23 protein-coding genes and 1 pseudogene are annotated in these 22,376 nt (G+C 56.0%); 15 read left to right on the forward strand and 9 right to left on the reverse strand.

Annotated features, from left to right (window positions below; all coding sequences use genetic code 11):
* The first annotated feature begins 107 nt into the window (after positions 1-107).
* Positions 108-374: a hypothetical protein gene (locus BOSE62_RS01070; RefSeq protein ID WP_159640570.1), complete on the forward strand. Its 267-nt coding sequence runs from the start codon at positions 108-110 to the stop codon at positions 372-374.
* 60 nt (positions 375-434) lie between these two features.
* Here BOSE62_RS01070 and mobA read toward each other — a convergent pair whose 3' ends face one another.
* From mobA to recF, 3 genes are all read right to left on the reverse strand, one after another.
* Positions 435-1,025, reverse strand: a complete 591-nt coding sequence (mobA, locus tag BOSE62_RS01075; RefSeq protein ID WP_159640573.1) for a molybdenum cofactor guanylyltransferase — start codon at positions 1,023-1,025, stop codon at positions 435-437.
* A 40-nt stretch (positions 1,026-1,065) separates the two neighbouring features.
* Entirely contained in the window at positions 1,066-1,746 is a 681-nt protein-coding gene (locus BOSE62_RS01080) for a CHAP domain-containing protein (protein WP_159640576.1), read from the reverse strand.
* An 86-nt stretch (positions 1,747-1,832) separates the two neighbouring features.
* Entirely contained in the window at positions 1,833-2,906 is a 1,074-nt protein-coding gene (gene recF / locus BOSE62_RS01085) for a DNA replication/repair protein RecF (protein WP_159640578.1), read from the reverse strand.
* Between the two features lie 611 nt (positions 2,907-3,517).
* Between recF and BOSE62_RS01090 the strand changes: the two genes are divergently transcribed.
* The 5 genes from BOSE62_RS01090 (at position 3,518) to BOSE62_RS01110 (ending at position 6,836) form a co-directional block, all read left to right on the forward strand.
* Complete coding sequence (locus tag BOSE62_RS01090; protein ID WP_089132939.1) at positions 3,518-3,697, forward strand: PspC domain-containing protein; 180 nt, start codon at positions 3,518-3,520, stop codon at positions 3,695-3,697.
* Between the two features lie 126 nt (positions 3,698-3,823).
* The gene (locus BOSE62_RS01095; protein WP_159640581.1) at positions 3,824-4,789 is read left to right on the forward strand and encodes a cation diffusion facilitator family transporter; all 966 of its coding nucleotides are present in this window, start codon (positions 3,824-3,826) and stop codon (positions 4,787-4,789) included.
* 186 nt (positions 4,790-4,975) lie between these two features.
* Complete coding sequence (locus BOSE62_RS01100) at positions 4,976-5,608, forward strand: lysophospholipid acyltransferase family protein (RefSeq protein ID WP_236553756.1); 633 nt, start codon at positions 4,976-4,978, stop codon at positions 5,606-5,608.
* Positions 5,605-6,414, forward strand: coding sequence for a DUF1295 domain-containing protein (locus BOSE62_RS01105; RefSeq protein ID WP_159640587.1), 810 nt, complete (start codon positions 5,605-5,607; stop codon positions 6,412-6,414). Before BOSE62_RS01100 ends, BOSE62_RS01105 begins: the two co-directional genes overlap by 4 nt.
* Positions 6,411-6,836, forward strand: a complete 426-nt coding sequence (locus BOSE62_RS01110; protein ID WP_159640590.1) for a VOC family protein — start codon at positions 6,411-6,413, stop codon at positions 6,834-6,836. The genes BOSE62_RS01105 and BOSE62_RS01110 overlap by 4 nt, the downstream gene beginning before the upstream one ends.
* Positions 6,837-6,839: 3 nt before the next feature.
* Here BOSE62_RS01110 and BOSE62_RS01115 read toward each other — a convergent pair whose 3' ends face one another.
* The 3 genes from BOSE62_RS01115 to BOSE62_RS01125 all read right to left on the reverse strand — a co-directional run bounded on the left by BOSE62_RS01115 (position 6,840) and on the right by BOSE62_RS01125 (position 8,942).
* Positions 6,840-7,499: a DsbA family oxidoreductase gene (locus BOSE62_RS01115; protein ID WP_159640593.1), complete on the reverse strand. Its 660-nt coding sequence runs from the start codon at positions 7,497-7,499 to the stop codon at positions 6,840-6,842.
* Between the two features lie 20 nt (positions 7,500-7,519).
* The gene (clpS, locus tag BOSE62_RS01120; protein ID WP_159640596.1) at positions 7,520-7,858 is read right to left on the reverse strand and encodes an ATP-dependent Clp protease adapter ClpS; all 339 of its coding nucleotides are present in this window, start codon (positions 7,856-7,858) and stop codon (positions 7,520-7,522) included.
* Positions 7,859-8,078: 220 nt separating this feature from the next.
* On the reverse strand, positions 8,079-8,942 hold the full coding sequence (locus BOSE62_RS01125) for a phasin family protein (protein WP_159640599.1): 864 nt from the start codon (positions 8,940-8,942) through the stop codon (positions 8,079-8,081).
* 247 nt (positions 8,943-9,189) lie between these two features.
* On the opposite strand from BOSE62_RS01125, the pseudogene BOSE62_RS17470 reads away from it, so the two are divergent.
* The 4 genes and pseudogenes from BOSE62_RS17470 to BOSE62_RS01140 all read left to right on the forward strand — a co-directional run.
* Positions 9,190-9,795: pseudogene (locus BOSE62_RS17470) on the forward strand (hypothetical protein); the annotation flags it as partial.
* A gap of 12 nt (positions 9,796-9,807) precedes the next feature.
* Entirely contained in the window at positions 9,808-10,248 is a 441-nt protein-coding gene (locus BOSE62_RS17475) for a hypothetical protein (RefSeq protein WP_268893915.1), read from the forward strand.
* Positions 10,245-10,775 (forward strand): isoprenylcysteine carboxyl methyltransferase family protein, encoded by a 531-nt coding sequence (locus BOSE62_RS01135; protein WP_159640605.1) that lies wholly within the window; start codon positions 10,245-10,247, stop codon positions 10,773-10,775. The genes BOSE62_RS17475 and BOSE62_RS01135 overlap by 4 nt, the downstream gene beginning before the upstream one ends.
* Positions 10,776-11,122: 347 nt before the next feature.
* Positions 11,123-11,503: a DUF1304 domain-containing protein gene (locus tag BOSE62_RS01140; protein ID WP_159640608.1), complete on the forward strand. Its 381-nt coding sequence runs from the start codon at positions 11,123-11,125 to the stop codon at positions 11,501-11,503.
* A gap of 128 nt (positions 11,504-11,631) precedes the next feature.
* Here the strand turns inward: BOSE62_RS01140 and BOSE62_RS01145 are convergent, their stop codons facing one another.
* The 3 genes from BOSE62_RS01145 to BOSE62_RS01155 form a co-directional block, all read right to left on the reverse strand.
* Positions 11,632-12,366, reverse strand: coding sequence for a tryptophan-rich sensory protein (locus tag BOSE62_RS01145; protein ID WP_159640611.1), 735 nt, complete (start codon positions 12,364-12,366; stop codon positions 11,632-11,634).
* Between the two features lie 166 nt (positions 12,367-12,532).
* Positions 12,533-13,711 carry a GGDEF domain-containing protein gene (locus BOSE62_RS01150; protein ID WP_159640614.1) on the reverse strand — a complete coding sequence of 393 codons (1,179 nt, stop codon included), beginning with the start codon at positions 13,709-13,711 and terminating at the stop codon, positions 12,533-12,535.
* A 226-nt stretch (positions 13,712-13,937) separates the two neighbouring features.
* Positions 13,938-16,268, reverse strand: coding sequence for a TonB-dependent receptor (locus BOSE62_RS01155; RefSeq protein WP_443028796.1), 2,331 nt, complete (start codon positions 16,266-16,268; stop codon positions 13,938-13,940).
* Positions 16,269-16,595: 327 nt separating this feature from the next.
* Here BOSE62_RS01155 and BOSE62_RS01160 point away from each other — a divergent pair, with 327 nt between their 5' ends.
* The 5 genes from BOSE62_RS01160 to fusA all read left to right on the forward strand — a co-directional run bounded on the left by BOSE62_RS01160 (position 16,596) and on the right by fusA (position 22,319).
* Positions 16,596-16,988 carry a host attachment family protein gene (locus tag BOSE62_RS01160; protein ID WP_159640617.1) on the forward strand — a complete coding sequence of 131 codons (393 nt, stop codon included), beginning with the start codon at positions 16,596-16,598 and terminating at the stop codon, positions 16,986-16,988.
* Between the two features lie 708 nt (positions 16,989-17,696).
* Entirely contained in the window at positions 17,697-18,947 is a 1,251-nt protein-coding gene (locus BOSE62_RS01165; protein ID WP_159640620.1) for a hypothetical protein, read from the forward strand.
* A 191-nt stretch (positions 18,948-19,138) separates the two neighbouring features.
* Positions 19,139-19,510: a 30S ribosomal protein S12 gene (gene rpsL, locus BOSE62_RS01170; RefSeq protein WP_067198316.1), complete on the forward strand. Its 372-nt coding sequence runs from the start codon at positions 19,139-19,141 to the stop codon at positions 19,508-19,510.
* Between the two features lie 22 nt (positions 19,511-19,532).
* Positions 19,533-20,003, forward strand: coding sequence for a 30S ribosomal protein S7 (gene rpsG, locus BOSE62_RS01175; RefSeq protein WP_089132924.1), 471 nt, complete (start codon positions 19,533-19,535; stop codon positions 20,001-20,003).
* A gap of 222 nt (positions 20,004-20,225) precedes the next feature.
* On the forward strand, positions 20,226-22,319 hold the full coding sequence (gene fusA / locus BOSE62_RS01180; protein ID WP_159640623.1) for an elongation factor G: 2,094 nt from the start codon (positions 20,226-20,228) through the stop codon (positions 22,317-22,319).
* Positions 22,320-22,376: the final 57 nt, after the last annotated feature.

The raw sequence follows: 22,376 nt of genomic DNA on the forward strand, positions 1-22,376 counted from the left end.
CGAGGGTCAATTGCAAAAATGCAATTCGCAAGTGCAGCATTTCATATTGCAACTTAAAATCACCCGTTCATAGTTACGGAACAATTTAAAACCAATGGAGTAAAACCATGCGTAAACTTACCTCCCTGATCCTCGCAGCCACCGCGCTGTCCATTACCGTTCCGGCTGCTTCGGCTGCCGAAGCAGAGCGCAACGACCGCCTGTTTGATGCAACCGGCGCCAGCGTTGCCAAAGTCAACCGGGTATTGGACTCCGGCGATCTTCTGGTCATTTACAAAGGCAAGGTACGGCGGATCGAAGCCTCGACCCTGTCCAACACCGACGGCAAGCTGGTCACCAGCCTGACCAAGACGGAAATCCGTCGTCTCGACTAGGCCCATCGCTGCCAAACAAATTCGCAGTGATCGTCACTGCCCGAGAGCCGGCGCTTCCCCTCAAGCGCCGGCTTTTTTGATGGCCGCAGCGGCGGTCAGGTCCTCCGGCCGGTTGATATTGATGAATGGCTGGCTGTCTGGCCAAGTCACGAATGTCGCTTGGCATTGACGGGCTAGCCATTGCAGGGAAGGGGCTCGCGCGCCCGTTGTCCAGTCCGCTCGTACAGCAGTGACGGTGTCACAGCGCCAATAGGCGAATGTAGGGTGAATGCGCTGCGGATCCTGTGCGACGGCACAGCGGCCGCTCGCCGAAAGTTGCGCGATCAAATCCTCCGGCGCGTGCGGCGCGTCGACAGGTACGGTAACAAATCCCTCGACCGCCGGTTTCAGCGCCTGAAGGGCAGCAGCGAGCGAGAAGATGCCCCCCACCGGACCGGCCGGCGCTTCCGGATCATCACAAACCACCGGCAGTCCGGTCCCGTAATCTTCTCGTGCCGAAAGCCAAATGCGGTCGACAATACCGCTATACCGGCGGACCAGTCTGTCAATCAGCCGTTGCCCTTCAAAGGGGATGACCGCCTTGTCGCTACCCATCCGGGTGGACCGGCCACCGGCGAGGATGACAAGGCAGGAGGAGGGAACTGTGGTCACGTCAGAATGTCCGGTTGAAGCTTGGTGCTTCAATCTGCACTCAGCTACCGACTCTGTCCAGCAATTCCCCGATCAGGTCTCTTGGCCTGGTTTCAGCCGGCCGCTCTTCATCAGCGGTGCGGGCTAGATCCGCTTTGAGGCTGCGGTCGAACAGCGGTCGGCTCGTTTGACCGCTGCTACGTGGGGGTTTGGAAGATGCCCATTGCCGCTCGACCTGTTGTCCGGGTTTGACGGGGTAGATGAAGCCGTTAACCGGAAAGGCCGTGGTGCCCAGTTTGCCGATAGGAGCATACCAGATGCGGACTTTGCTCCAGTCGTTGCTCCGCGAAACATCCTTGGCCTTGACCCGGCGTTCGATCTGGCCGCGCCGCCCGTTGATCGGCGACCAGTTGGCATGGCTGATCAGAATCGTGCGGTCATCGACAATCTCCCGCACCACTGCGACATGGCCGAGCCGCATTGATCCATGGCTCGGTAAAGACAGGACTGCTCCAATAGCGGGTAAAGCCCCGCGTTGATAATTGCCTTCCGCCTGATCCCACCAGCTGTGGGCATCGCCGTAGATTCTGATGCCGCTGAGTTCGCGGGCAAAGGGAACGCATTGCAGATAATCGTTGGCGCGGGCCGGAGCTGGCATTATGATCGCCTGCAGAACCAGCAGCAACGGAATGATCGCGTTGCGAATTGTGATCAATATGTCTTTAACGGCCGTTCCGGTCATCTGGACAGGCATAACGGTCAGGCAAAAAGACAGCGCTAAAGATCATGGTTAATGACCCGTAAACCATTTCCGGGCTGCGCCCATTGCTACCGGCGGGTGACGGTTCCGTCCGAGACTTCGAAATGCAGCGCATCATCCGGAACATCTCCGAACAGTTCAGGTTCCGTACCCGTAAGCCACACTTGACCGCCCCGTTCTGCAAGCTTGTCGAACAGGGCTGCCCTGCGCTGCGGATCGAGATGGGCAGCGACTTCATCGAGCAGCAATATTGGTCGCTTGTCGCGCCGCTCAGCGACCAGATCAGCATGGGCGAGAATGATCGAGAAGAGCAACGCCTTCTGTTCCCCGGTCGAGCATTTTTCGGCTGGCTGCTGTTTCGCGGCGTGTAACACTTTGAGGTCAGCCCTGTGGGGGCCTCTTGTCGTTCGTCCCGCTGCCCGGTCGACACCGCGGTTTTGTTGCAACATCTGGAGAAGTTGCTGTTCGCTGCGCATGTCCCCATCCGCCAGCTCCATTGCCGGCGTGGCAAATATTGTGCTTTCCGATTGCTGTAACCGTTGGTTCAGCGCAGAAACCATACGCTCTCTGGCTTCTGCGACAAATCCGCCGAATTGCGCCAACTGGGTATCCAGGCCGTCGATCCAGCTTTGATCCGCCGGATGGCTGTCTGCGAGAAGTCTGTTGCGTTCACGTCGCGCGGCTTCGTAGCGGGCGCAATTTCGAGCATGGGCCGGCTCCAACGCTGTGACCAGCCGGTCAAGGAAATTCCGGCGTCCGGATGCGCCCTCTGTAAAAAGCCGGTCCATCGCGGGCGTCAGCCACAAAATCGACAACCATTCAGCCAGGTCATTGGTCGGGACGGACGCTTCGTTAATCCGGGTTTTGCGTCGTTCGGGCGCTTCGATACTAGTGCCGCTTCCCAGATGCACATCATCATGTTGTGCGGCGACAGCGAAATCGCCAGGGCCGTTCTGGTGCGCGATGTCCCGGAGCGGTGCCCGTCTGAGACCGCGACCGGGTGCAAGCAGTGAGACCGCTTCCAGAATATTGGTTTTTCCCGCACCGTTGGCACCACTGAACACCATAAAGCCGGGCGCGGCTTCGAGACGTAATTCCCGATAGTTGCGGAAATTGTGCAGAGTGAGTTGTGACAGGGTCATGACTGAACTGGTCACTAGCTTTCGGGCCCGATGAATTGAAGCAAATTCGGATGACAGATCTGTTCAGACCGCTTCCCGTTGGCGCCCTGCCAACAGTTGGTGAAAAAAACCAATCATCGGTGGTGCGTAATTTCATATGCGGCGACGAACTCGATTAAAATACTGAAAAGGCTACATATACTCAAATTGGCACGCGTCCTGCAAAGTCTCAGACATCTTCGCAATGACGCGAAAAAAATTCAAATTGAAAGGAAACCAATATGTTCTCGAATGTCTCAAGTAACCTGTCTGCTGCCATAGCTGCGATTTTCTCTGCAGCCCTGTTGGTTAGCGCGAGCGTTGGACCAGCCTTCAGCAACGCTGCTTCGGTCGTCGCTTAACCCATTAAAATCCAGGAAAGCCAATCTCATGATACTCAATCTCCAGAATTCATTTTCCGCCGCTTTTGCCGCAGCTGTGTCAGCAGCTCTGTTTGTCGGCGCCAGCATCTTGCCAGCCATCAACAATGCATCATCGGTGGTGATCTGATGGCCGGAAAGAACAAAAGCTCAGACCCCGTTTCCGGTAGCTGGCCGGAGCCCGTCCCATCTCGCAAAGAAAGCAATCGACCCATGAAGAACAAACTTAAACTCGACAAAGCCAATGGCAAGCTGATGGGCGTCTGCTCGGGCCTCGCTAACTGGAGCGGAATGGATGCCAACTTGTTGCGGATAATATTCGTACTTGCGACGATCTTCGGATTCGGTTCCGCGATTATCATCTATCTCGCGATTGGCCTGATCGTGGACTGATGCAGATATCTGCAGTGCACCAAATGATATAACATGCGGAAAATACAGTCCAATATACATAGACCGCTCTGACTATTCCGTGTAATCGAATATAAGAATATTCGCATTGCAATAGTCGGAGCGCAGATGTCCGCCGGTCACCATCATCACCACGGCCATTTTACCCATAGTCATCACGATCGCCAAGGCCCGCATGGCCACATGCCTGCAAATTTCAGCCGTGCCTTCGCGCTCGGTATCTCGCTTAATGTCATTTATATCATTGTTGAGGTCATATTCGGCCTTATGGCCGGGTCTATGGCACTGCTGGCGGATGCCGGTCATAATCTGTCAGATGTGCTAGGGCTGGCTGTCGCATGGGCCGGAGCGGAACTGACCAAGCGTCCGCCGAACAAACGATTTACCTACGGTTTCGGTGGATCCTCGATTCTCGCCGCCTTGCTCAATGGCCTGTTCTTGCTGGTGGCATGCGGTGCTATTGCATGGGAAGCGATTGAGCGGTTCAGCGCACCCAGTCCAATCGCTTCAACTACTGTCATTATCGTCGCCTCGGTCGGCGTTCTCATTAATTTCGTCACCGCGATGCTTTTTGCCAGCGGGCAGAAGGATGACATTAATATTCGGGGCGCCTTCCTGCATATGATGGCCGATGCCGGCGTGTCTGCGGGCGTGGTAATTGGCGGTGTCGCGATTTATTTCAGCGGTTTGAACTGGATCGATCCGTTGATCAGCTTGTTGATCGTCGCATTGATTTTCTGGAGTACCTGGGGGCTGCTGTCGGAGGCTGTGCGTATGTCACTGGCGGGTGTACCGCGCGATATCGACGTCGAGGATGTAATGGCATTTTTGGAAAGCCTGCCGGGTGTAGAGACGGTTCATGATCTCCATATTTGGCCAATGAGTACAAGCGAGACAGCCATGACCGCCCATCTCGTGCTGCCGGGCGGACATCCCGGCAGAGGTTTTCTGGCCGATGTCCAGCAGCAACTGAGAAAACGCTTCTCCATTCATCATATTACCATCCAGATCGAGCTTGAAGATGAGGAAGCCGATATGTGCAGGACCGATTGTAGCGGAGAAAAACTGCGGTGATTTGCTCGTTGTGACGGCAATAGCCCGTCAGCACGACATGTCCTCGCTGCGCCGGGATATCAGTTCTGAATGAACGTGGCGCGGACGGCTTGACTGTACCAACGGACATCTTTCGTTGCGCAGCGGGAAAATAGACTTATGGTCCGTTGTCAAACGCGGCGTTCAATCCCGCGAGTGGGAGGATGCGTGCACGACGAAATCAGACCGAACTGGCTGTCGGAAATTGTTCGTCGATTTTCTGTGTTCGTGTTTACCATCAACGGATGGACGGCCGTGCAGGAAAATCCGCCGCCCAGAAAGGCCGTCATTATCGCCGCGCCGCATACTAGCAACTGGGATTTCCTCTATTTCTTCGGACTGGTTAACAAGCTCAAAATCCAGTCTTACTGGATCGGCAAAAATACTCTGTTCAAATGGCCTTGGGGGGGCATGATGCGGCGTTTGGGCGGCATCCCGGTAGACAGATCAAAATCCCAGAATATGGTCGATGCGATGGTCAGGGAATTTGACCGGCGCGATGATTTTCTGCTGACGATTCCGCCAGAAGGTACGCGCGGAAGCGTGAAGGAATGGCGGACAGGATTTTATTATATCGCACTAAAGGCAAAGGTGCCGCTGATTATCGGCCTGATGGACTATTCAAAGCGGACGGGCGGGCTGGGGCCCTCTTTCATGCCATCGGGTGACTATACCGCCGATATGCAAAAGCTCAGCGAATTTTATCATAGCGTTACGCCAAAATATCCCGAAAAAGCCATGCGGGATATCGTATCGATCGAACCCAGGGGTGAGCGGGATAAAAAAGGAGAAGGCAGATGAGCTTGCTTCCGGCATTGGGACTGAACTTTGGATTGCTGGTGATCATCATGGTCGCGTTGTGGCTTATATCGGTACGGATCCGTGACGTCTCTTTCATCGATGCCTTCTGGGCCTATGGCATGGCGATCATGGCCAGCGCCTCCTTCCTGCAAGCCGATAATCCGGAAACCTTGGCCTATACAATATGGGTGCTGACAGCAGCTTGGGGCATCAGGCTGGGAACCCATCTGTTTCTGCGCTGGCGCAAGGAAGGCGTGGATCCCCGGTACAAGAAGATCATGGGCCGCGCGATGGAGAAGCAGGGGATGAGCTTCGCGAAAGCGGCTTTGCTCAAAGCCTGGGCGTTGCAAATTCCGCTATTGTTCCTCGTCTGCCTGCCCGCACAGCTCGGGATATTGCTCGCCGGTGCCAATGGTCTTTCCCTTGTGTCGATCGTCGGAGCCATAATAGCTCTTGTCGGTATTGGTTTTGAAACCATTGGGGATATGCAACTCAAGGCCTTCAAGGCGAATCCCGCGAACAAAGGGAAGGTGCTGGATAGCGGGTTGTGGAAATTTACCCGTCATCCAAACTATTTCGGCGATTTTTGTGCGTGGTGGGGCATCTGGCTGGCGGCAGCGCCGCTTGGCTGGCCGGTATGGCTGGCCGTCATCGGCCCTCTGTTTTTGAGCTTCACCCTGATGAAATGGAGTGGTGCGCCGCTGCTGGAAAAAAGTCTGAAACAGAACCGGCCGGATTATGCGGACTATATCAAGCGCACTTCCGGATTTTTCCCGATGCCGCCAAAGAAACACGCTAGCAATTGATCAAGGGTGTCCACCATATCGCTATCGGTGTTCCCGATATCGAGAAGGGCCTTGCCTTCTACCGTGACGTGATCGGCTTCGATCTGGACTGGCGCAGTGATATACCGTCGGACAATGTCAAGGCGGGTGCGGTTGTCGGGCTCCCCGGCTTCGAGGCCAGAATGGCGATGCTGAAAGGTGCCAATATCAGGCTGGAGCTATGGCAATATAGTAGACCCGAACCGCGGGACATGTGCAGTGATCCGTCCGACCTTGGCTATCCGCATATGGCGCTGGCTGTCGAGAATATCGAAGCCGAACATAGCCGTCTTTCTGCGGCGGGGATGACCTTTGTCGGACCGCCAGTCGATATCGGATCGCAAAAGGCGATCTATGGCCGGGACCCGTTTGGCAATATTATCGAACTGCTCGAGGAGGCATGACCTTCAGGCGGCTTTTTTAAGTAGCTTGTTCTCGATAATATTGGCGAAGACATCTACCTCCTGCGCGCCAGGAACCATGAATTTCTTGTTGAAAATAAAAGCCGGCACGCCGGTAATGAACCGGTCCTGCCATTCTGCTTCAACGGCCCGCACTTCGGCGGCGAACATATCCGTGGCCAGCAGGTCACGGGCACGTTTTTCGTCCAGGCCCACGGATGTCGCGATCTCGACCAGCGTTTCATGATCGCTGACATTCCGGCCATCGGTAAAATGTGCCTTGAACAAGGCCAACTTTAGCGCAGTTTGCTTGCCTGTCTCTCCGGCCCAGTGCAGCAATCTATGGGCATCGAATGTATTCACCATGCGCATCTTCTCGCCATGGTTGAACTCGAAGTCGAGCGCACTGCCAGCGCTACGCAGCCGGTCCCGGTTGGCCTTGCTCTGCTCAGGAGTGGCGCCATATTTCTGCGCCATATGTTCACCGATATCCTGACCTTCCGGTGGCATCGACGGGTTCAGTTCGAAGGCATGCCAAGACAGTTCAAAGCGCGCCTGGCCTTCAAACTGTTCCATGGCCTTCTCAAGCTTCTTGTAGCCGATGATGCACCAAGGGCATACGACATCGGAGACGATATCCACGGTGATCACTGGCGTCTCGGTCATGGCGTTTTCCTTGTTATAGGTCAGGCTTTCTCAAGCGTACATTGTAACGGATGTTCGTTCTTGCGTGCGAAATCCATCACCTGGGTAACCTTGGTTTCAGCGACTTCGTAGCTGAACGTACCACAGACACCGACGCCTTTCTGGTGAACGTGCAGCATGACGCGCGTCGCTTCATCAATATCCATATTGAAAAATCGTTTCAGCACCAGGACGACGAATTCCATCGGCGTATAGTCGTCGTTGAGAATGAGCACCTTATACGGACTGGGTTTCTTGGTCTTGGCTCTGGTCTTGGTGGCAATGCCGAGATTGGTGTCGTCGCCATCATCGCCGGAGCCATTGTCCGGATCATCAGCCATTAATGGACGGCTGCCGGCGGAAGGTCGCCGAGGGAAGGTGGGAAAGGGAGAAAGAATCTGCTCTTTTATCATCAGTCTCAAGATATGGTATTTTTACCCTGAAGGGCAAGTGGCGGATTGATAGTTTCGCATGCTTTTGCGTCGATAGGTAGCAATATAGCCCAAATAGAAAGGGCCGCTCCAGCGGAACGGCCCTTTTATGATCGACTGAAAATTCGCCTTAAGCAGCGGCTTTCAGCTCCTTGCGGATTTCGGTGACGCGATCTGCAATCGGCTGATAGGCTTTGCCAGCCAGCTTGACCACAGCGTCAGCATTGTTCGAAGTCTGGTCCATCACCCGGTCCAGACCGCTCCGGACATAGTCAGCCTGCTTGGCGAACATGTCCTTGGGGGTTGCAACGCTGAACAGGCCTTGCAGGGCGCGGCTGGCTTCAACGAAATTCTCGCGGGTGTATTTGACGTTGGTCTGGCCGATTTCCTGTGCGCCCTTGGCAGCAATCTTGCCGCTTTCGAGCAGGGTTTCGATGTTCTCGCGGTTGAACTCGACAGCGTTTTTCGACAGGGCGACGGCGCGATCAGCCGCTTCCTTGGCGCGAGCCTGCGCATCGGCGGTCAGCTTTTCAAAGCGCGAACCCAATTTGTCAGCGGTTTTCTTGGCGGTGTTGGCAGCCTTGGTGTTGGCGGCCTTGGTGTTCTTCACAACGCGCTTGGTTGCGGTGGTTTTGGTGGTAGCCATTTTCTTGGTTCCTTTGGTCGTTTTGTTCGATGTGGTCTTGGCAGCCGGCTTCGCAGCAACTTTACGCTTTGCTACGGGCTTCTTCGCTGCCGGTTTGGACGCTGCGGTTTTCTTGACAGCAGGCTTTGCTGCTGTTGCCGGTTTAGCAGCGGGAGCCACCGGCTTCTTGGTTTCGGTTGCTGCTGGCGCCTTGTCGGCGACAGCTTTCTCGGCAGGTACGGTTGCCGATGCCGTTTTATCAGAAACGCTGACTGCAGACGCGGCTGCAGAATAGGCCGCCTCCGCGGAAAGCGAGCCAGTCACTTTTTCTGCCGGAGCAGAGGATGTATCGTTCTTCGTATCAGCCATCGGTTGTCTTACCTCTATGTTGCAGCGCACAAATAAGGTATCTGACGGCTGATGTCAAGAAAAATGGTGCAGTGCACAATAACGCGGTAGAAGCACGGCAACTAACAGAAATCAAAGTATTTATCAGCCGATCTTTTTCTTCCCTTCCGGAAAGTTCTTGGCAAAAACTGCCGGGTAATGATGCGATGCGCCAGTTTTTCCTGTGTCGATGCCGTATCTGCTGTAACAGAAGCAGAATGATGACAGAAATCTCCCTATGGCAGCCCTGATATCCATCGCCACTGCGCTACCCGAGCACCAAATAACGCAGGCGGAAGTGCTGGCCATATTGGCCAAGGCGAGGGGAGCGGCGCTTCCGGCCCGGCTGGAACAGATACTCGGCAATAGCGGGATCGAGCAACGCTATCTTGCCTGCGAGGCAGCCTATTATCTGGAACCGCGCAGCTGGACCCGCCGGGCGGCGATTTATAACCGGGTCGGGACCGGCCTTGCGCGGAAGGCTGCTGCGGAGGCGCTCGAGAAGGCCGCACTGGATGCTTCTGACATCGACGCGATTGTGCTGATTTCGACCACCGGGACAATGACACCTTCCTTGCCCAGCCGGATGATCGAGATGATGGGCTTCAATCCCTCGACCCAGACAATCCCGGTGTTCGGCAATGGCTGTGCTGGCGGTGTCCTCGGCTTGCGGCTGGCGAATGATCTGGCATCCACAGCGGGCGGGCAGAATATCCTGCTGGTTTCGCTCGAATTGTGCAGCCTGTCTTACGATTATAGCCAGTTTGACAAGAAGAACATGATCGCCACCGCCTTGTTCGCCGATGGCTGCGCGGCGGCAATAATCAGCGGCAAGCCAGACCGGGCAATGGCTCCCTCCTTCCGCGCTTTTGATCAGAAGACCTGGCCGGACACGCGTGACATGATGGGTTGGGAGATCGGCACGACCGGTTTTGATCTGGTGCTGGCGCGCGATATTCCCACATTTGTCGCCAGGGATTTTGCGCCTTTTTGCGACGCCTTTCTGGCGGCTCAGGATCTGCGCATGCCCGATCTCTCCGAACCCGCCTGTCATCCGGGCGGGGGCAGGGTGGTGGAAGCATTGGAAGCATATTTTGCGCCCAGTATAGCGGGCATTCCGGCAACCCGCGACGTGCTGCGTCAACATGGCAATATGTCCTCGCCAACGGTGTTGTTCGTGCTCGAAAAGTTGCTGGCGGAAAAGCCCGACAAACCGATATTGCTGACCGCGCTCGGCCCCGGCTTTACCGCAGCGCTTGCTATCCTCGATCCGCAGGGTGCAGAATGAACGATCCACTCGGCGCGATTTTCACGGCCAGTCCGACACTGGTGACCTGGGTGCTGGTCTATATTGTGATCCAGCGACTGGGCGAGCTGGTCCATGCCAACCGCAACACCAGACGATTGCTCGGCGAAGGGGGGCAGGAACATGGTGCGGATCATTATCACTATTTCATCTTCCTCCACAGCGCCTGGATCGCCGTCATCGCCTTGCTGGTCGATCCGTTGCGCATGATCCACCCGGTGATGCTGACATTATTCGTCGGTACGCAATTTTTGCGCATCTGGACGCTGGCGAGCATCGGCCGCTGGTGGACGACCAGAATCATCTCTGCGCCGCATTTTGATCGGGTCAAACGCGGGCCGTATAAATATTTCAGCCACCCCAATTATCTCGTCGTGGTCCTGGAGATCGCGATCGTACCGCTGATGCTCGGCTTGCCGTGGGTGGCTCTGGTCTTCTCTGTCCTCAACGCGATCCTGCTGCGCCACCGCATCCGCATCGAAAATGCGGTGCTCGGCGAGCGCGGCTAGCCCAAAGTTCGTGAAAATTCGGGCCAAGAGCGGGTTTTGTCAGGACTTTAGACTATGTCTGAACTGGCCCCGCCAAGGAAAAAAGCAATCCCGTCGCACGGATCGAACTTTACAAACTTTACAGTGTTAAGGCCTTAGAAAATCCGGGGCCTGCGGCTGGTGTCGCTGCATATCCAGCGGCCGAAAACAAGGCGGCGCAAAATGCCAAAAAAGCTAAGCGCCATTTATCAAAATCCGGCGATGTAGGAAAGCAATTTGCGATTGTAACCAGATGATGCCGACGGGCAAGCCGTGTTGAGCCTGCAGATTTACCGCCTATAAGAACCGGAAAAACCGGGAGTCGTTGCATGTCTATATTTGCCAGGATCATGATCGCGCTGGTTGCCATACTCCATCTCTATATCGCCTGGTTCGGGATATTTGCCTGGCAGGCGCAGGGGCCGGCAACCTTTCCCGATCTCCCCGCCAGCCTGTTCGAACCGACAACCGCGATGGCCGCCAATCAGGGCGTCTACAATCTCTGTGTGGCGGCCGGCCTGATCTGGTCGCTGTTCATCCGCAATGCCGAATGGCAGCGGAAGGTTGCCAGCGGCTTCTTGCTGTTCGTCGCCACAGCGGGTATTTTCGGTGCCTGGCGCGTGTCACCGGATATCGCATTGGTGCAGGCCGGGCCTGCGGTCATCGGGCTGTTGTTGCTGTGCTTACCGTTGAGCCAGACGCGGCAATGAGCGCTTTCCGTCGTTCCGAGCGCGTTTACCCCCGGTGGCCCATGGCTCAGGACCACCGGCAGCGGTGCCCAACCTCAAGGGGGCTTGAACCGAGTTCAGGATGACGAGTGGTTGCTGGTAGAGCCGCGCTACCCCAGAGATTGTCTGGTCAGGGCCGTCAGACCCGGGATCGCGACCGCGGCCAACACGGCCGCAACCGCCAATGGCATTGTGAAACCCATATTGGCCACGGCGATGCCGAAAAACCCCCAGGACACGGCGAGGGCGTAAGGCCAGGATTTCAGGCGGACGGCATTATAGCCGGCAAAGAGGACTGCCAGCAGAAGAGCAATCACCGCAGCCATGAATTCACCGACAAACCCATATCCCGCTAGCAGGAGTCCGATGGACAGGAAGGAGGCTACGGAGAGCCAGCCCGCATAGAGCGCGAGCGGCCATTTGGCGATCCAGGCGGGCGAGGCCTGTTCCGACCGATAGGTTGCTATCAAGGCGGCGATCAGCATGATCCATATCAGGATTGTTGCCCAGATCGGCGAGACCAGCGCGACCGGAAGCCAGATCGTACCGACCGCCAGCGACAGCGCCAGAGCGATCCGTCCCTTGTCCCATTCCGCATCCTGGCTAAACTTGAATGTGCCGACTGCGGCGTGGGCAACCAGCCACAGATAGATTGGGCCCCAGATGCTGAAAGCCCAGCTGACCGGCTGAACCGGCGGATTGTTCTGTGGCACCGGGTAGCGGTCCGGATCGATTCCGCCAAATTCGGGCGACAGAAACGGCGCCATGGCAAAGGCCAGCGCAACGACAAGGACGATAATGGCTTTCATGGTTTCCTGTTCCTGACTTTTTTTCCAGCGGAGCATATGATGATCGCCCGCCTCACACAGTACGTGTTTTCAGACAGGTGGGACTGTCCGATTGCGCATGATCATGTCAGGGAAAAACATGGCAGGCCGATATTGGTTGCAAATCTCGTGATATCGCACGGAAGATGACAAACGATCTTTGCCGTCAACCGGATCGCGCGTGTCAGGCAATATTGCGCAAAACCGGTTTTCCTGACCGGTTCGTATTTTTGCCGCTGCGTTTCATCTTGTAGAGCGCGCTGTCGGCGGCCTTGAGCAATTGCTCGGTGCCGTTTCCGTCGAGCGCCTGGACGGCGATGCCGACACATGCCGAAGGAGTCAGGGCATGGCTGTCGATTTCGGCTGGCGCAGCGAGACCGGCAAGAAAGGCAGTCGCTCTCGCTAGTGCCTGCTCATGATCGGAAACATCGGGCATCAGGATCAGAAATTCATCACCGCCAAGGCGACCGACAATTTCTTCTTCCGTGCAGCTATGTTTCAGCCGGTTGGCAACCTCGACCAGCAGATGATCACCGATATCATGACCCAGATTGTCGTTGACCAGCTTGAAGCGGTTCAGATCGATCAGGGCGACGGCAAAGCCGCGCCCGTTTCTGGCAAAAGATTGTTCGGCCAGTGCCAGATAGTTCATCATCGCCCGGCGGTTGGCAAGTCCGGTCAGGGGATCGCTATGCGCTTGCTTCCAGATGGTGTGGCGCATGATCAGACCGGAAATGATCTGGTTATAGCTGTCGATGATGAACCGGATCATGAGCAGCGCTATGGTGATCATGCTCCATCCCATGATCATATCGTCGAAGTCGCCCACGAGGATCATTGCCAGTGCCGAGGGAATGATGCCGACAAACACGATCGTGACGGCTGCTTTTTTGATGCAGGCCAGACAATGGGCGATGCAGGTCGACCCGAATACCAGCGACATCGGAATGAACATCTGGTTGGCGAACATGCCGGTGGTTATGATGAATACGGACCAGATGCTGAGAAACGACACGATGCCGACCGAGAGCAGGGACAAGTTCCTGAGTATCTTCTTCGTGTGGGTCAGGGAGTCCGGATCTCTCGGATAGCGGATCCACATGACCATCCGCCCGATGCAACCAACCGCCAACAGCCCCATCCAGCTATAATAGATCGGCTCGACCCCTTCGTGGGCCGACAGGACCATCACCGCGATCAGATTGAATATCGCGACCAGATAGATCATCGGCACATGGGTCATCGCCCGGTGCAATTGCATCGCCTCGACCGAAGGACGGATTTTTGCCGGAATTTTGGGCGACCGCCACGGGGCTTGCCAGGATGCCTGCCAGTTTTTTTCTGATAGCGGCGCTAGATCCATGTCGTCGGGCCATCCTGCAGTCGCGGGTAAATATATGACGGCCCGCCTAGATGGCTGATGTAAAAATATGGTTAACAAATCTTTGCGCCCGGCGGGCAAGCCGGCGGTTATCAGCCGGTTCGCGGACGGCCGATGCGCTGCCCCGCGAAGACAGTTGATGCTTGGCCCGTGCCCGGTGAAAACCGAGGTTTAGCCGGGAACAGGATCCTGTTCCATCTGACGGAATCTAGAATTTGGCGCTGGCCTGGATACCGTAGAAACGCGGTTCGGCCGGGATGAAGGTCGGGATGCCGAAAGCGCCCCCGGTGTTGCCGGCGTCGAGCAGATAATCCTTATTGGTCAGGTTGCGGACAAAACCGGCAATTTCGAACCGTTCGTCCGCAAAGGACATGCCGGCGCGCAGATTGACCAGTGTTACCGCTGCCTGACTGGTCAGGATATTGTTCGGGGCTTCAAAATAAACCCGGCTGCGGAAGGTGACGCTGGGCGTTGCAAAAATTCTGGTGCTGTCATTGACCGGGTAATCGATGGTGAAACCGCCGGCTGCCTGCACCTCCGGCTGGAGGCGAAAGCGCGAGCCGGCCAGATTCCCGTTGCCCGGCTTGTCGTCAATGCCGCCGTCAATATAGCCGATATTGGCGAACAGGTTCAGCCAGTCCGCCGCGCGTAGGGCGACTTCGGCCTCGACCCCGAAATTGGTGGCGCTGCCGGCGCTGAGCGTTGTCGTCGTGCCCGGATTGGCCGGATCGTTGATCGTGACCTGGAAATTGTCATAGGTCTGGTAATAGACGCCCAGCGACCCGGATAGCGGGCCAGCGGCGCCTTTCAGGCCGACTTCGTAATTCCACACAATCTCCGGCGCGATATCGGTGAAATCGCCGACCGGTCCGGTCGCGGTGCTGGTTGCACCGGCGTTCACAGTGGCCGAGCGACGGCCCTTCGATACCGTGGCAAAGCCGTTGATCGCGTCAGAAAAGCGGTAGAGAATGTTGAAGCGCGGCAAGACGGCCGAGAAGCTGTCCTCGGTGCGGAATGTCTGTCCCGCAGTATCGGTAATCGGAAAGGGCGTGTTGCCCGGATTGAGAACGGAGCTCGGCGCAGTCGCCCGATAGCCCGAACGGCGTTTCTCGATCAGGAAACGGACACCGGCAGTCAGTTCGAGGCTGGGGGCCGGAATCCAGGTGCCGTCGGCAAAGACCGAATAGCTGTCATTCTTGCCGAGATTCTCGAAGTCAGCCTGATAGGGAATCGTCCCGACCGCGCCGCCGGTCAGGGCGTTGATCGCGTCGCCGGCTGGCACGCCATTGGCATCGACGCAAGGCACGCCCGGCACGACGATACCGGCGACACACTGAAAATAGGTCACTTCGTCGGTCGAGAAAGGCACCCGCTGGTTGCTGTCCTCGCGGAACAGGTTCCAGCCAAAGCTGCCGCGAAACGTGCTGCCATTATTATAGGTGAAGCGGGTTTCATGGCTGCCCTGTTCGCCATTGGCTTCCTCGGCAAATTCCAGGAAATAGGCAGCGGAGCCATCGGCGTCGAATACCTCGTTGGAGTTGAACTTGCGGAAACCGTTGACCATGGTGATGTTCCAGTCGTCGGCAAAGTCCCAGCTCATCGTCAGATTGGCGTCATAGACATCGCGGGTCAGGCCAAGGTCCGCATCGCCCAGTACGGCGGCGGAAAAGGGCGAACCGCGCAGGTCGGCGGCGCCAAACGGGTCGGCCGGTCCGGCGCTGGTCGGCAATGTGCCGGAGATAAACGGCGTGCCCGAGTTGCGCTGCCGGTCATAGGTCAGGATCAGGTCTGCGCTGAAGGTGCTGTCCGGCGTGAAGCGAAGCGAGGCGCGGGCGCCCAGCTGGTCCTGCGCGTAGAGGTCCTCCTGGTTCGGGGCCAGGTTGGTGACATAGCCGTCGCGCTTCTTGTAGGCCCCGGCCAGCCGCAGGGCGACTGTGTCATTGCTGGTGTTGAGATGCCCGCTCAGCGTATAGGCATCATAATTGCCATAGCTCGCGCTTATCTCGCCGGAAAAGCCCGGTTCAGGACGCGCCGAAATAATGCTGATCGCGCCGACCGCGGAGGCGGTGCCGAACAGCGTTGCCTGCGGCCCCTTGATCACCTCGATCCGGTCGACGTCATAGATATCCTGATAGGAACCGCGCGAGCGGGAGATATCGACGCCATTATAGTAGAGCGTGACGCGGGCGGCCTGTTGCGCCGAGCCGCTGTCCGAGGTGATGCCGCGGATCACGACGCCGGGATTATTGGCGCTCTGCTCCTGGATATTGAGGCCGGGGACATAGTTGGACAGCTCGTCGAGATCGGACACGCCCAGCTCTTTCATCCGTTCGCCGCTGTTGGCCGAGATGGTGATCGGCACATCGGTGGATTTCTGTTCGATCTTCTGGGCGGTGACGATGATGACGTCGCCGTCGCTGTCGTCGGCGATATCATCGGTGCCGGTCTGCGCCACGGCCGGGCTGGCGGCGGCGATAAACAGCGCGGCTGAAAGCGCGCTCAGGGACGGGCGGGCGAGGGCGACGGACATATTTTTCATGGAGTTTTTCAGCCTTTTTCGGTGCGACACGGGAACGGATGGTGCAGTGCAGCAAGGCTGTGACAGGCTGACGGTCGCCGCGTGACAATTTGGAGAATTATGCGCGACTCCATTGTGACAAAGGCGCGGTGGCGGGGGGAAGGATCGTCATCCTGAACTTGGTTCAGGACCTCCCAAAGATTGCGCGCTGCCGATGGGGGTCCTGAAACGAGTTCAGGATCACGAGGGGGAGGGGATCACCGCTCCGCCATCCGCCCCCGCAAGCAACCTTTCCCGCCGTGCCGCGTTGATTGTCCGAAACTGAAAAAACCAAAAAAGGACATGCATATGGGTAAGCTGAATTTTCCGGAAGAAACATTTGTCGTCGTTGCCACGGGCCGGGAGGCCAAGACCTTCTATATCAGGAACGGATCGCTGGAGCATGACGGTGACTGGACGCCCGGAGATCTCGCCGATCAGGGGCCATCCGGCAAATCACCGCCCGAGCAGTCCGACCGGGAAAGCATGGAGGCCACCTTTTCCAAGATCATCGCCGAGCAGCTCTATAACCTGGCCCACCAGGGCGCCTATAAGCGGCTGATCCTGGTCGCCGATCCCGACACGCTGGGCGAAATCCGCCCGCTGCTGCATCAGGAAGTGAGCGACAAGATCGTGCTGGAACAGGCCAAGACGCTGACCAACAGCCCGGTCGCCGATATCGAGAAATCGCTCGCGCAATAAGGCGCGCAATAGTTCACCGGAGGGAGCCCCCGTCATCCTGAACTTGGTTCAGGATCTCCCTCCGCATGCGCGCTATCCAGAGGGATCCTGAACCAAGTTCAGGATGACGAACCTGTGATAACGAACCTGTAAGGGCGTCCCCCCGCCAACCCACCATCCCGCCCGTGACCCGCCCCGGTGCCACGGGAACGTTCCCCCAAAATCCAAACCTGTCAGAATGCCCAATTGGAAGAATTGGAAGCATGTTTCCCGCGGAGGGGCAGACGCATCCGCGAGGAGGGGCGCGAATGTCTTTGGCGTGGGTGTTGCCGGCCGGAAGGTGGGGCAAAATTGTGCCAAATTTCGGCGGAAAATGCGCGAGGCGTGACGGGTTTATGACCGAAATTGCGAATATCTGACGGGAAATGGCGATTTTCGACGTGCCGGTCAGGGCGCTCTTGGTCCGGGGCGTAAATCTGGTATATTTAGAAAACAATGACTGTACTACAATGCTAAGGGTGTTCTCTTGCCGGACCTTTCGACTTAATAGCCCTTCGCGACGTAGTATTGGACTTTTTGTAGTGAGGGACCGATTGTTGAGGTGTTTAGGAACGGGCGATTGGGGCGCGCTCTCTTGGTCTGTAGACCAGCATTGGAAGTTGGGAGGAATCGCAATCCATTTTGTAAAGCGGAATTATTTTGCTGCTGTGCCTAAGGCTATTCGTTGATTTGATGCCGATTAAAAGACATGGCCCGCAATTAACGCCCTTAGAAGGGATGGCTCGTCCAATTGTTTACTTGGATACTCAAGATTTCTCAAGGTTTGGTGATGAGGAACGCAATCCGACTGATGCGTTAGTTGCTGAAATTTATCGAGCATTACTCGAATTTAAACGCACTAATCGGGCAACGTTTGTTGTTTCGATGCCGCTTCTTTCTGAGTTGCTTCAATACCATCCAGACAGACGAGAACTAGCGGTTTCGAAAGCGAAGGCAGTAGAAAAGCTTTGTGGTCAAAACAGCATAGTCTTTCCGTCACAATTGATGGCAATCGAAGTTGCCGAGGCAGCTTCAAAGTTCAACTACGGAAACTTAATCGAAAACTATGGAAAATTTAATCAATCTAGAAGATGGTATTCCGACGTTTCTGATGCTCTTTCGAATATCAAAAACCAAATAAATGCTGCAATCGATAAAGAGTTCGCTAAAATCAACCTTGAGGCGCGTTGGCAGCGTCAGCGTGCTAAAACTCTAAGAAAGAAGATCACGAGCAAAGCCATTTTGAAATCGCTACGTGAGGGCAGCTTGGATAACGAGCTTGGTCTTCCTCACAGCCTTGTTCAGCGAGTGATGACTGGGTTGATCAACCAGAAGATGAGCCCGGAAGAAGCTGTAACGGAGCTATTCGAATACGTTGCACAGCCGGAGCGTTTTATAGAATATTATTTTGAAAGGCTTGATACTGATCGTAGCTTACCCTTCTGGATCCGTAATCTCGGAGAAGATCTAAATCGGAGTTTAAGTGTAGCTTTGGAAAAGGTCGCGCAATTTCCAATTGAGGGCTGGGTCGAAGAGATGGCGAGAAATTTGATGAAGGAACAGCTATCAAAATATGAAAAGGCGCTGTTTCAATTGGCATCCGATAGCATTCCCCTTTACCTAGATTCCAAAGTTCCTATTGAGCATATTCAGAATGATGCAAAACTTCTTTCCAGTGTTCCCTCAATTGGTGTCTGCTCGAAGCTCTTTCAAAGGTATGTGGAACAAGCGTTAGGTTTGCATGGCCCCAAGGCAAAATTGGAGAAGAGTTTTGGCGGTGACATCGTGCACGCAATGTATCTTCCGTCCGTTGATCTGTGGCGTGGTGACCGGAGGACTAGCGCAGCTTTGAAAATGACATCTCCTGAGTATTCTGGCAATGTCGTACGCAAATTGAGCGAGCTTCCTGATGCGATAAATCAATTTACCGTGCAGCAATAGCCGGCAGAGCTCCCCCACGCCAACACCCTTGACCCAAACCCGAATCCCGTCTAAGGGCCGCGCTTCCGCTTCTTCGGGCTCCGCTCGACGCCGCAGAAAACTTACATAGGCAAAACACTTGCCGCCAGATTGGGCGGTGAGAGTAACCCCTGCATCATGCAGGACCATTTCTACTATAAGGTGAAGACTTTATGCCAACGATTAACCAGCTCGTCCGTAAAGGGCGGGTGCCCCAGAAGACGAAGTCCAAGGTGCCGGCCATGGAAGCCAACCCACAGAAGCGTGGCGTTTGCACCCGTGTCTACACAACGACTCCAAAGAAACCAAACTCCGCTCTGCGTAAAGTTGCCAAGGTTCGCCTGACCAACCAGCGCGAGGTCATCAGCTATATTCCCGGTGAAGGCCACAACCTTCAGGAACATAGTGTTGTCCTGATCCGCGGCGGTCGTGTTCGCGATCTTCCCGGTGTGCGTTATCACGTACTGCGCGGCGTTCTCGATACCCAGGGTGTCAAGGACCGGAAGCAGAGCCGTTCGAAATATGGCGCCAAGCGTCCTAAATAATCCAGTTTCGGAGTTATAAGATATGTCACGTCGTCGTCGTCCCGAAAAACGGGTGATCCTGCCCGATCCGAAATTCAAGGATCTGGTGCTTTCGAAATTCATGAACAACCTGATGATGGATGGTAAGAAATCCACCGCAGAACGGATTGTTTATGGTGCATTTGACAGCGTTGAAGCCAAGGCCAAGAAAGACCCGCTTCAGCTGTTCCATGATGCGCTCAACAACATCAAGCCGGGTATTGAAGTCCGCAGCCGCCGTGTCGGTGGTGCGACCTATCAGGTTCCCGTCGAAGTGCGTCCCGAACGTGCGCAGGCTCTGGCCATCCGCTGGATGATTGCCGCCGCTCGCGGTCGCAGCGAAACCACAATGGCAGCGCGTCTGTCGGGTGAAATTCTTGACGCTTCCAACAATCGTGGCAACGCGGTGAAGAAGCGGGAAGATGCGCACAAGATGGCGGAAGCCAACCGTGCCTTTGCTCACTACCGCTGGTAATTGGCGCTGGTAACTCGCGCTGGTAGATAATTTAAACCGTTTGTACCGGGGCTGACAAAGGGCGCTCCCCGCCGGAAAGTTTCTTTCCCCAACGGGCGCTTCGGCAGGCCCGGTACGAACGGATTTTAAAACTGGTTACGAATTAAACAGGGCTGGCATTGTTCAGCCCATTTCACTATAGGGCGGCCAGAATTTGGTTCCCCACATACTGGAGTAAAGACTATGGCACGCAGCCATCCGCTCGAACGATATCGCAATATCGGCATTATGGCCCATATTGACGCTGGCAAGACAACGACCACCGAACGTATTCTCTATTATACGGGCAAGTCCTACAAGATCGGCGAAGTGCATGATGGCGCGGCGACGATGGACTGGATGGAGCAAGAGCAGGAGCGTGGTATCACCATTACCTCCGCTGCGACCACCTGTTTCTGGAATGCCGAAGACCGCAAGGGTCCCGAGCACCGGATCAACATCATCGACACCCCGGGCCACGTTGACTTCACCATTGAGGTCGAGCGTTCGCTGCGTGTGCTCGATGGCGCGGTTGCCTGCTTCGACGGTGTTGCCGGCGTGGAACCACAGTCCGAAACCGTATGGCGGCAGGCTGACAAATATAAAGTGCCGCGGATGTGCTTCATCAACAAGCTCGACCGCACCGGCGCCAACTTCAAGTTCTGCGTCGATTCGATTGTAGAGCGTCTCGGCGCGACTCCGGCTGTTCTCTATCTTCCGATCGGCATCGAGGCGGATCTGGTTGGTCTGGTCGACCTCGTCAACCAGCGTTCGATTACCTGGAAGAACGAAGATCTGGGTGCCGAATATACCTATGGCGACATTCCTGCGGACATGGCCGACGAAGCGGCTGAATATCGCGAGAAGCTGATCGAGCTTGCTGTCGAGCAGGACGATGATGTCATGGAACAATATCTCGAAGGCAACGAGCCTGATGTCGCGACCCTGAAGGCGCTGATCCGCAAGGGTACGCTGAACCAGAGCTTCGTGCCTGTGCTGTGCGGCTCCGCGTTCAAGAACAAGGGCGTCCAGCCTCTGCTCGACGCGGTTGTCGACTATATGCCAAGCCCGCTCGACGTTCCGGCCATCAAGGGCGTGAAGCTCGACGGCGAGACCGAAGATACACGGCCATCGTCCGATGACGAGCCATTCTCGGCGCTGGCGTTCAAGGTCATGAACGATCCGTTCGTGGGCACGCTGACCTTCTGCCGCATCTATTCCGGCAAGCTGGAAAAGGGCACCTTGCTGAACTCGGTCAAGGACAAGAAGGAAAAAGTCGGACGTATCCTCGAAATGCACTCCAATGACCGTAAGGACATTGAAGAAGCATTCGCCGGCGACATCGTCGCTCTGGCGGGTATGAAGACGACCACCACCGGTGACACGCTGTGTGATGCTGCGCACCCGATCATTCTGGAGCGGATGGAATTCCCCGAGCCGGTGATCGAGCTTTCGGTGGAACCGAAGACCAAGGCCGACCAGGAAAAAATGGGCGTTGCCCTGAACCGTCTGGCGGCTGAAGATCCAAGCTTCCGTGTTTCGACGGATCACGAATCGGGCCAGACGATCATCAAGGGCATGGGCGAGCTTCACCTCGACATTCTCGTCGATCGCATGAAGCGCGAATTCAAGGTCGAAGCGAATGTCGGTGCGCCGCAGGTGGCCTATCGCGAATCGCTCGGCAAGGCTGTCGACATCGATTATACGCATAAGAAACAGTCCGGTGGTTCCGGCCAGTTTGCGCGTATCAAGTTTGAAGTCACGCCAGGCGAGCGTGGATCGGGCATTACCTTTGAAGACGAAATCAAGGGCGGTAATATTCCGAAAGAATATATCCCTTCGGTTGAAAAAGGCATGCGCGAAACCGCTGAAACCGGTTCGCTGATCGGCTTCCCGATCATCGACTTCAACATCCGTGTCTATGACGGCGCCTATCATGACGTCGACAGCTCGGCGCTGGCTTTTGAAATCGCGGCTCGTGCAGCAATGCGCGAAGCGGCACAGAAGTCCGGCATCCGGCTGCTTGAACCGATCATGAAGGTTGAAGTCATTACGCCGGAAGAATATCTTGGTGACGTTATCGGCGATCTCAACTCGCGCCGTGGCCAGATCCAGGGTACCGACACGCGCGGTATCGCCCAGGCTGTGGACGCCATGGTGCCGCTGGCCAATATGTTCGGTTATGTGAACGAGCTGCGTTCTTTCACGCAGGGCCGGGCGCAATATTCGATGCAATTCTCGCATTATGAAGAAGTGCCGAGCAACGTGGCTGAAGAGATCAAGGAGAAAATGGCTTAACCGCCACTCCTTTTCGAGGTAACGCGCTTTCCTTTTGCTCCGGTCTGGCTGGAAATT

Origin of the sequence: Sphingorhabdus sp. 109 (genome assembly GCF_902506555.1) — a bacterium.
In the GTDB taxonomy this organism is placed as follows: domain Bacteria; phylum Pseudomonadota; class Alphaproteobacteria; order Sphingomonadales; family Sphingomonadaceae; genus Parasphingorhabdus.

Coding starts and splice junctions, on each gene's coding strand:
- recF (WP_159640578.1), bottom strand. CDS start 2,906: ATGACCCTGTCACAACTCACTCTGCACAATTTCCGCAACTATCGGGAA.
- rpsG (WP_089132924.1), top strand. CDS start 19,533: ATGTCACGTCGTCGTCGTCCCGAAAAACGGGTGATCCTGCCCGATCCG.
- BOSE62_RS01135 (WP_159640605.1), top strand. CDS start 10,245: ATGAACGATCCACTCGGCGCGATTTTCACGGCCAGTCCGACACTGGTG.
- BOSE62_RS01160 (WP_159640617.1), top strand. CDS start 16,596: ATGGGTAAGCTGAATTTTCCGGAAGAAACATTTGTCGTCGTTGCCACG.
- fusA (WP_159640623.1), top strand. CDS start 20,226: ATGGCACGCAGCCATCCGCTCGAACGATATCGCAATATCGGCATTATG.
- BOSE62_RS01125 (WP_159640599.1), bottom strand. CDS start 8,942: ATGGCTGATACGAAGAACGATACATCCTCTGCTCCGGCAGAAAAAGTG.
- BOSE62_RS01150 (WP_159640614.1), bottom strand. CDS start 13,711: ATGGATCTAGCGCCGCTATCAGAAAAAAACTGGCAGGCATCCTGGCAA.
- BOSE62_RS01095 (WP_159640581.1), top strand. CDS start 3,824: ATGTCCGCCGGTCACCATCATCACCACGGCCATTTTACCCATAGTCAT.
- clpS (WP_159640596.1), bottom strand. CDS start 7,858: ATGGCTGATGATCCGGACAATGGCTCCGGCGATGATGGCGACGACACC.
- BOSE62_RS17475 (WP_268893915.1), top strand. CDS start 9,808: ATGGCTCCCTCCTTCCGCGCTTTTGATCAGAAGACCTGGCCGGACACG.
- BOSE62_RS01115 (WP_159640593.1), bottom strand. CDS start 7,499: ATGACCGAGACGCCAGTGATCACCGTGGATATCGTCTCCGATGTCGTA.
- rpsL (WP_067198316.1), top strand. CDS start 19,139: ATGCCAACGATTAACCAGCTCGTCCGTAAAGGGCGGGTGCCCCAGAAG.
- BOSE62_RS01070 (WP_159640570.1), top strand. CDS start 108: ATGCGTAAACTTACCTCCCTGATCCTCGCAGCCACCGCGCTGTCCATT.
- BOSE62_RS01145 (WP_159640611.1), bottom strand. CDS start 12,366: ATGCTCCGCTGGAAAAAAAGTCAGGAACAGGAAACCATGAAAGCCATT.
- BOSE62_RS01090 (WP_089132939.1), top strand. CDS start 3,518: ATGAAGAACAAACTTAAACTCGACAAAGCCAATGGCAAGCTGATGGGC.
- BOSE62_RS01080 (WP_159640576.1), bottom strand. CDS start 1,746: ATGACCGGAACGGCCGTTAAAGACATATTGATCACAATTCGCAACGCG.
- BOSE62_RS01105 (WP_159640587.1), top strand. CDS start 5,605: ATGAGCTTGCTTCCGGCATTGGGACTGAACTTTGGATTGCTGGTGATC.
- BOSE62_RS01155 (WP_443028796.1), bottom strand. CDS start 16,268: ATGAAAAATATGTCCGTCGCCCTCGCCCGCCCGTCCCTGAGCGCGCTT.
- BOSE62_RS01140 (WP_159640608.1), top strand. CDS start 11,123: ATGTCTATATTTGCCAGGATCATGATCGCGCTGGTTGCCATACTCCAT.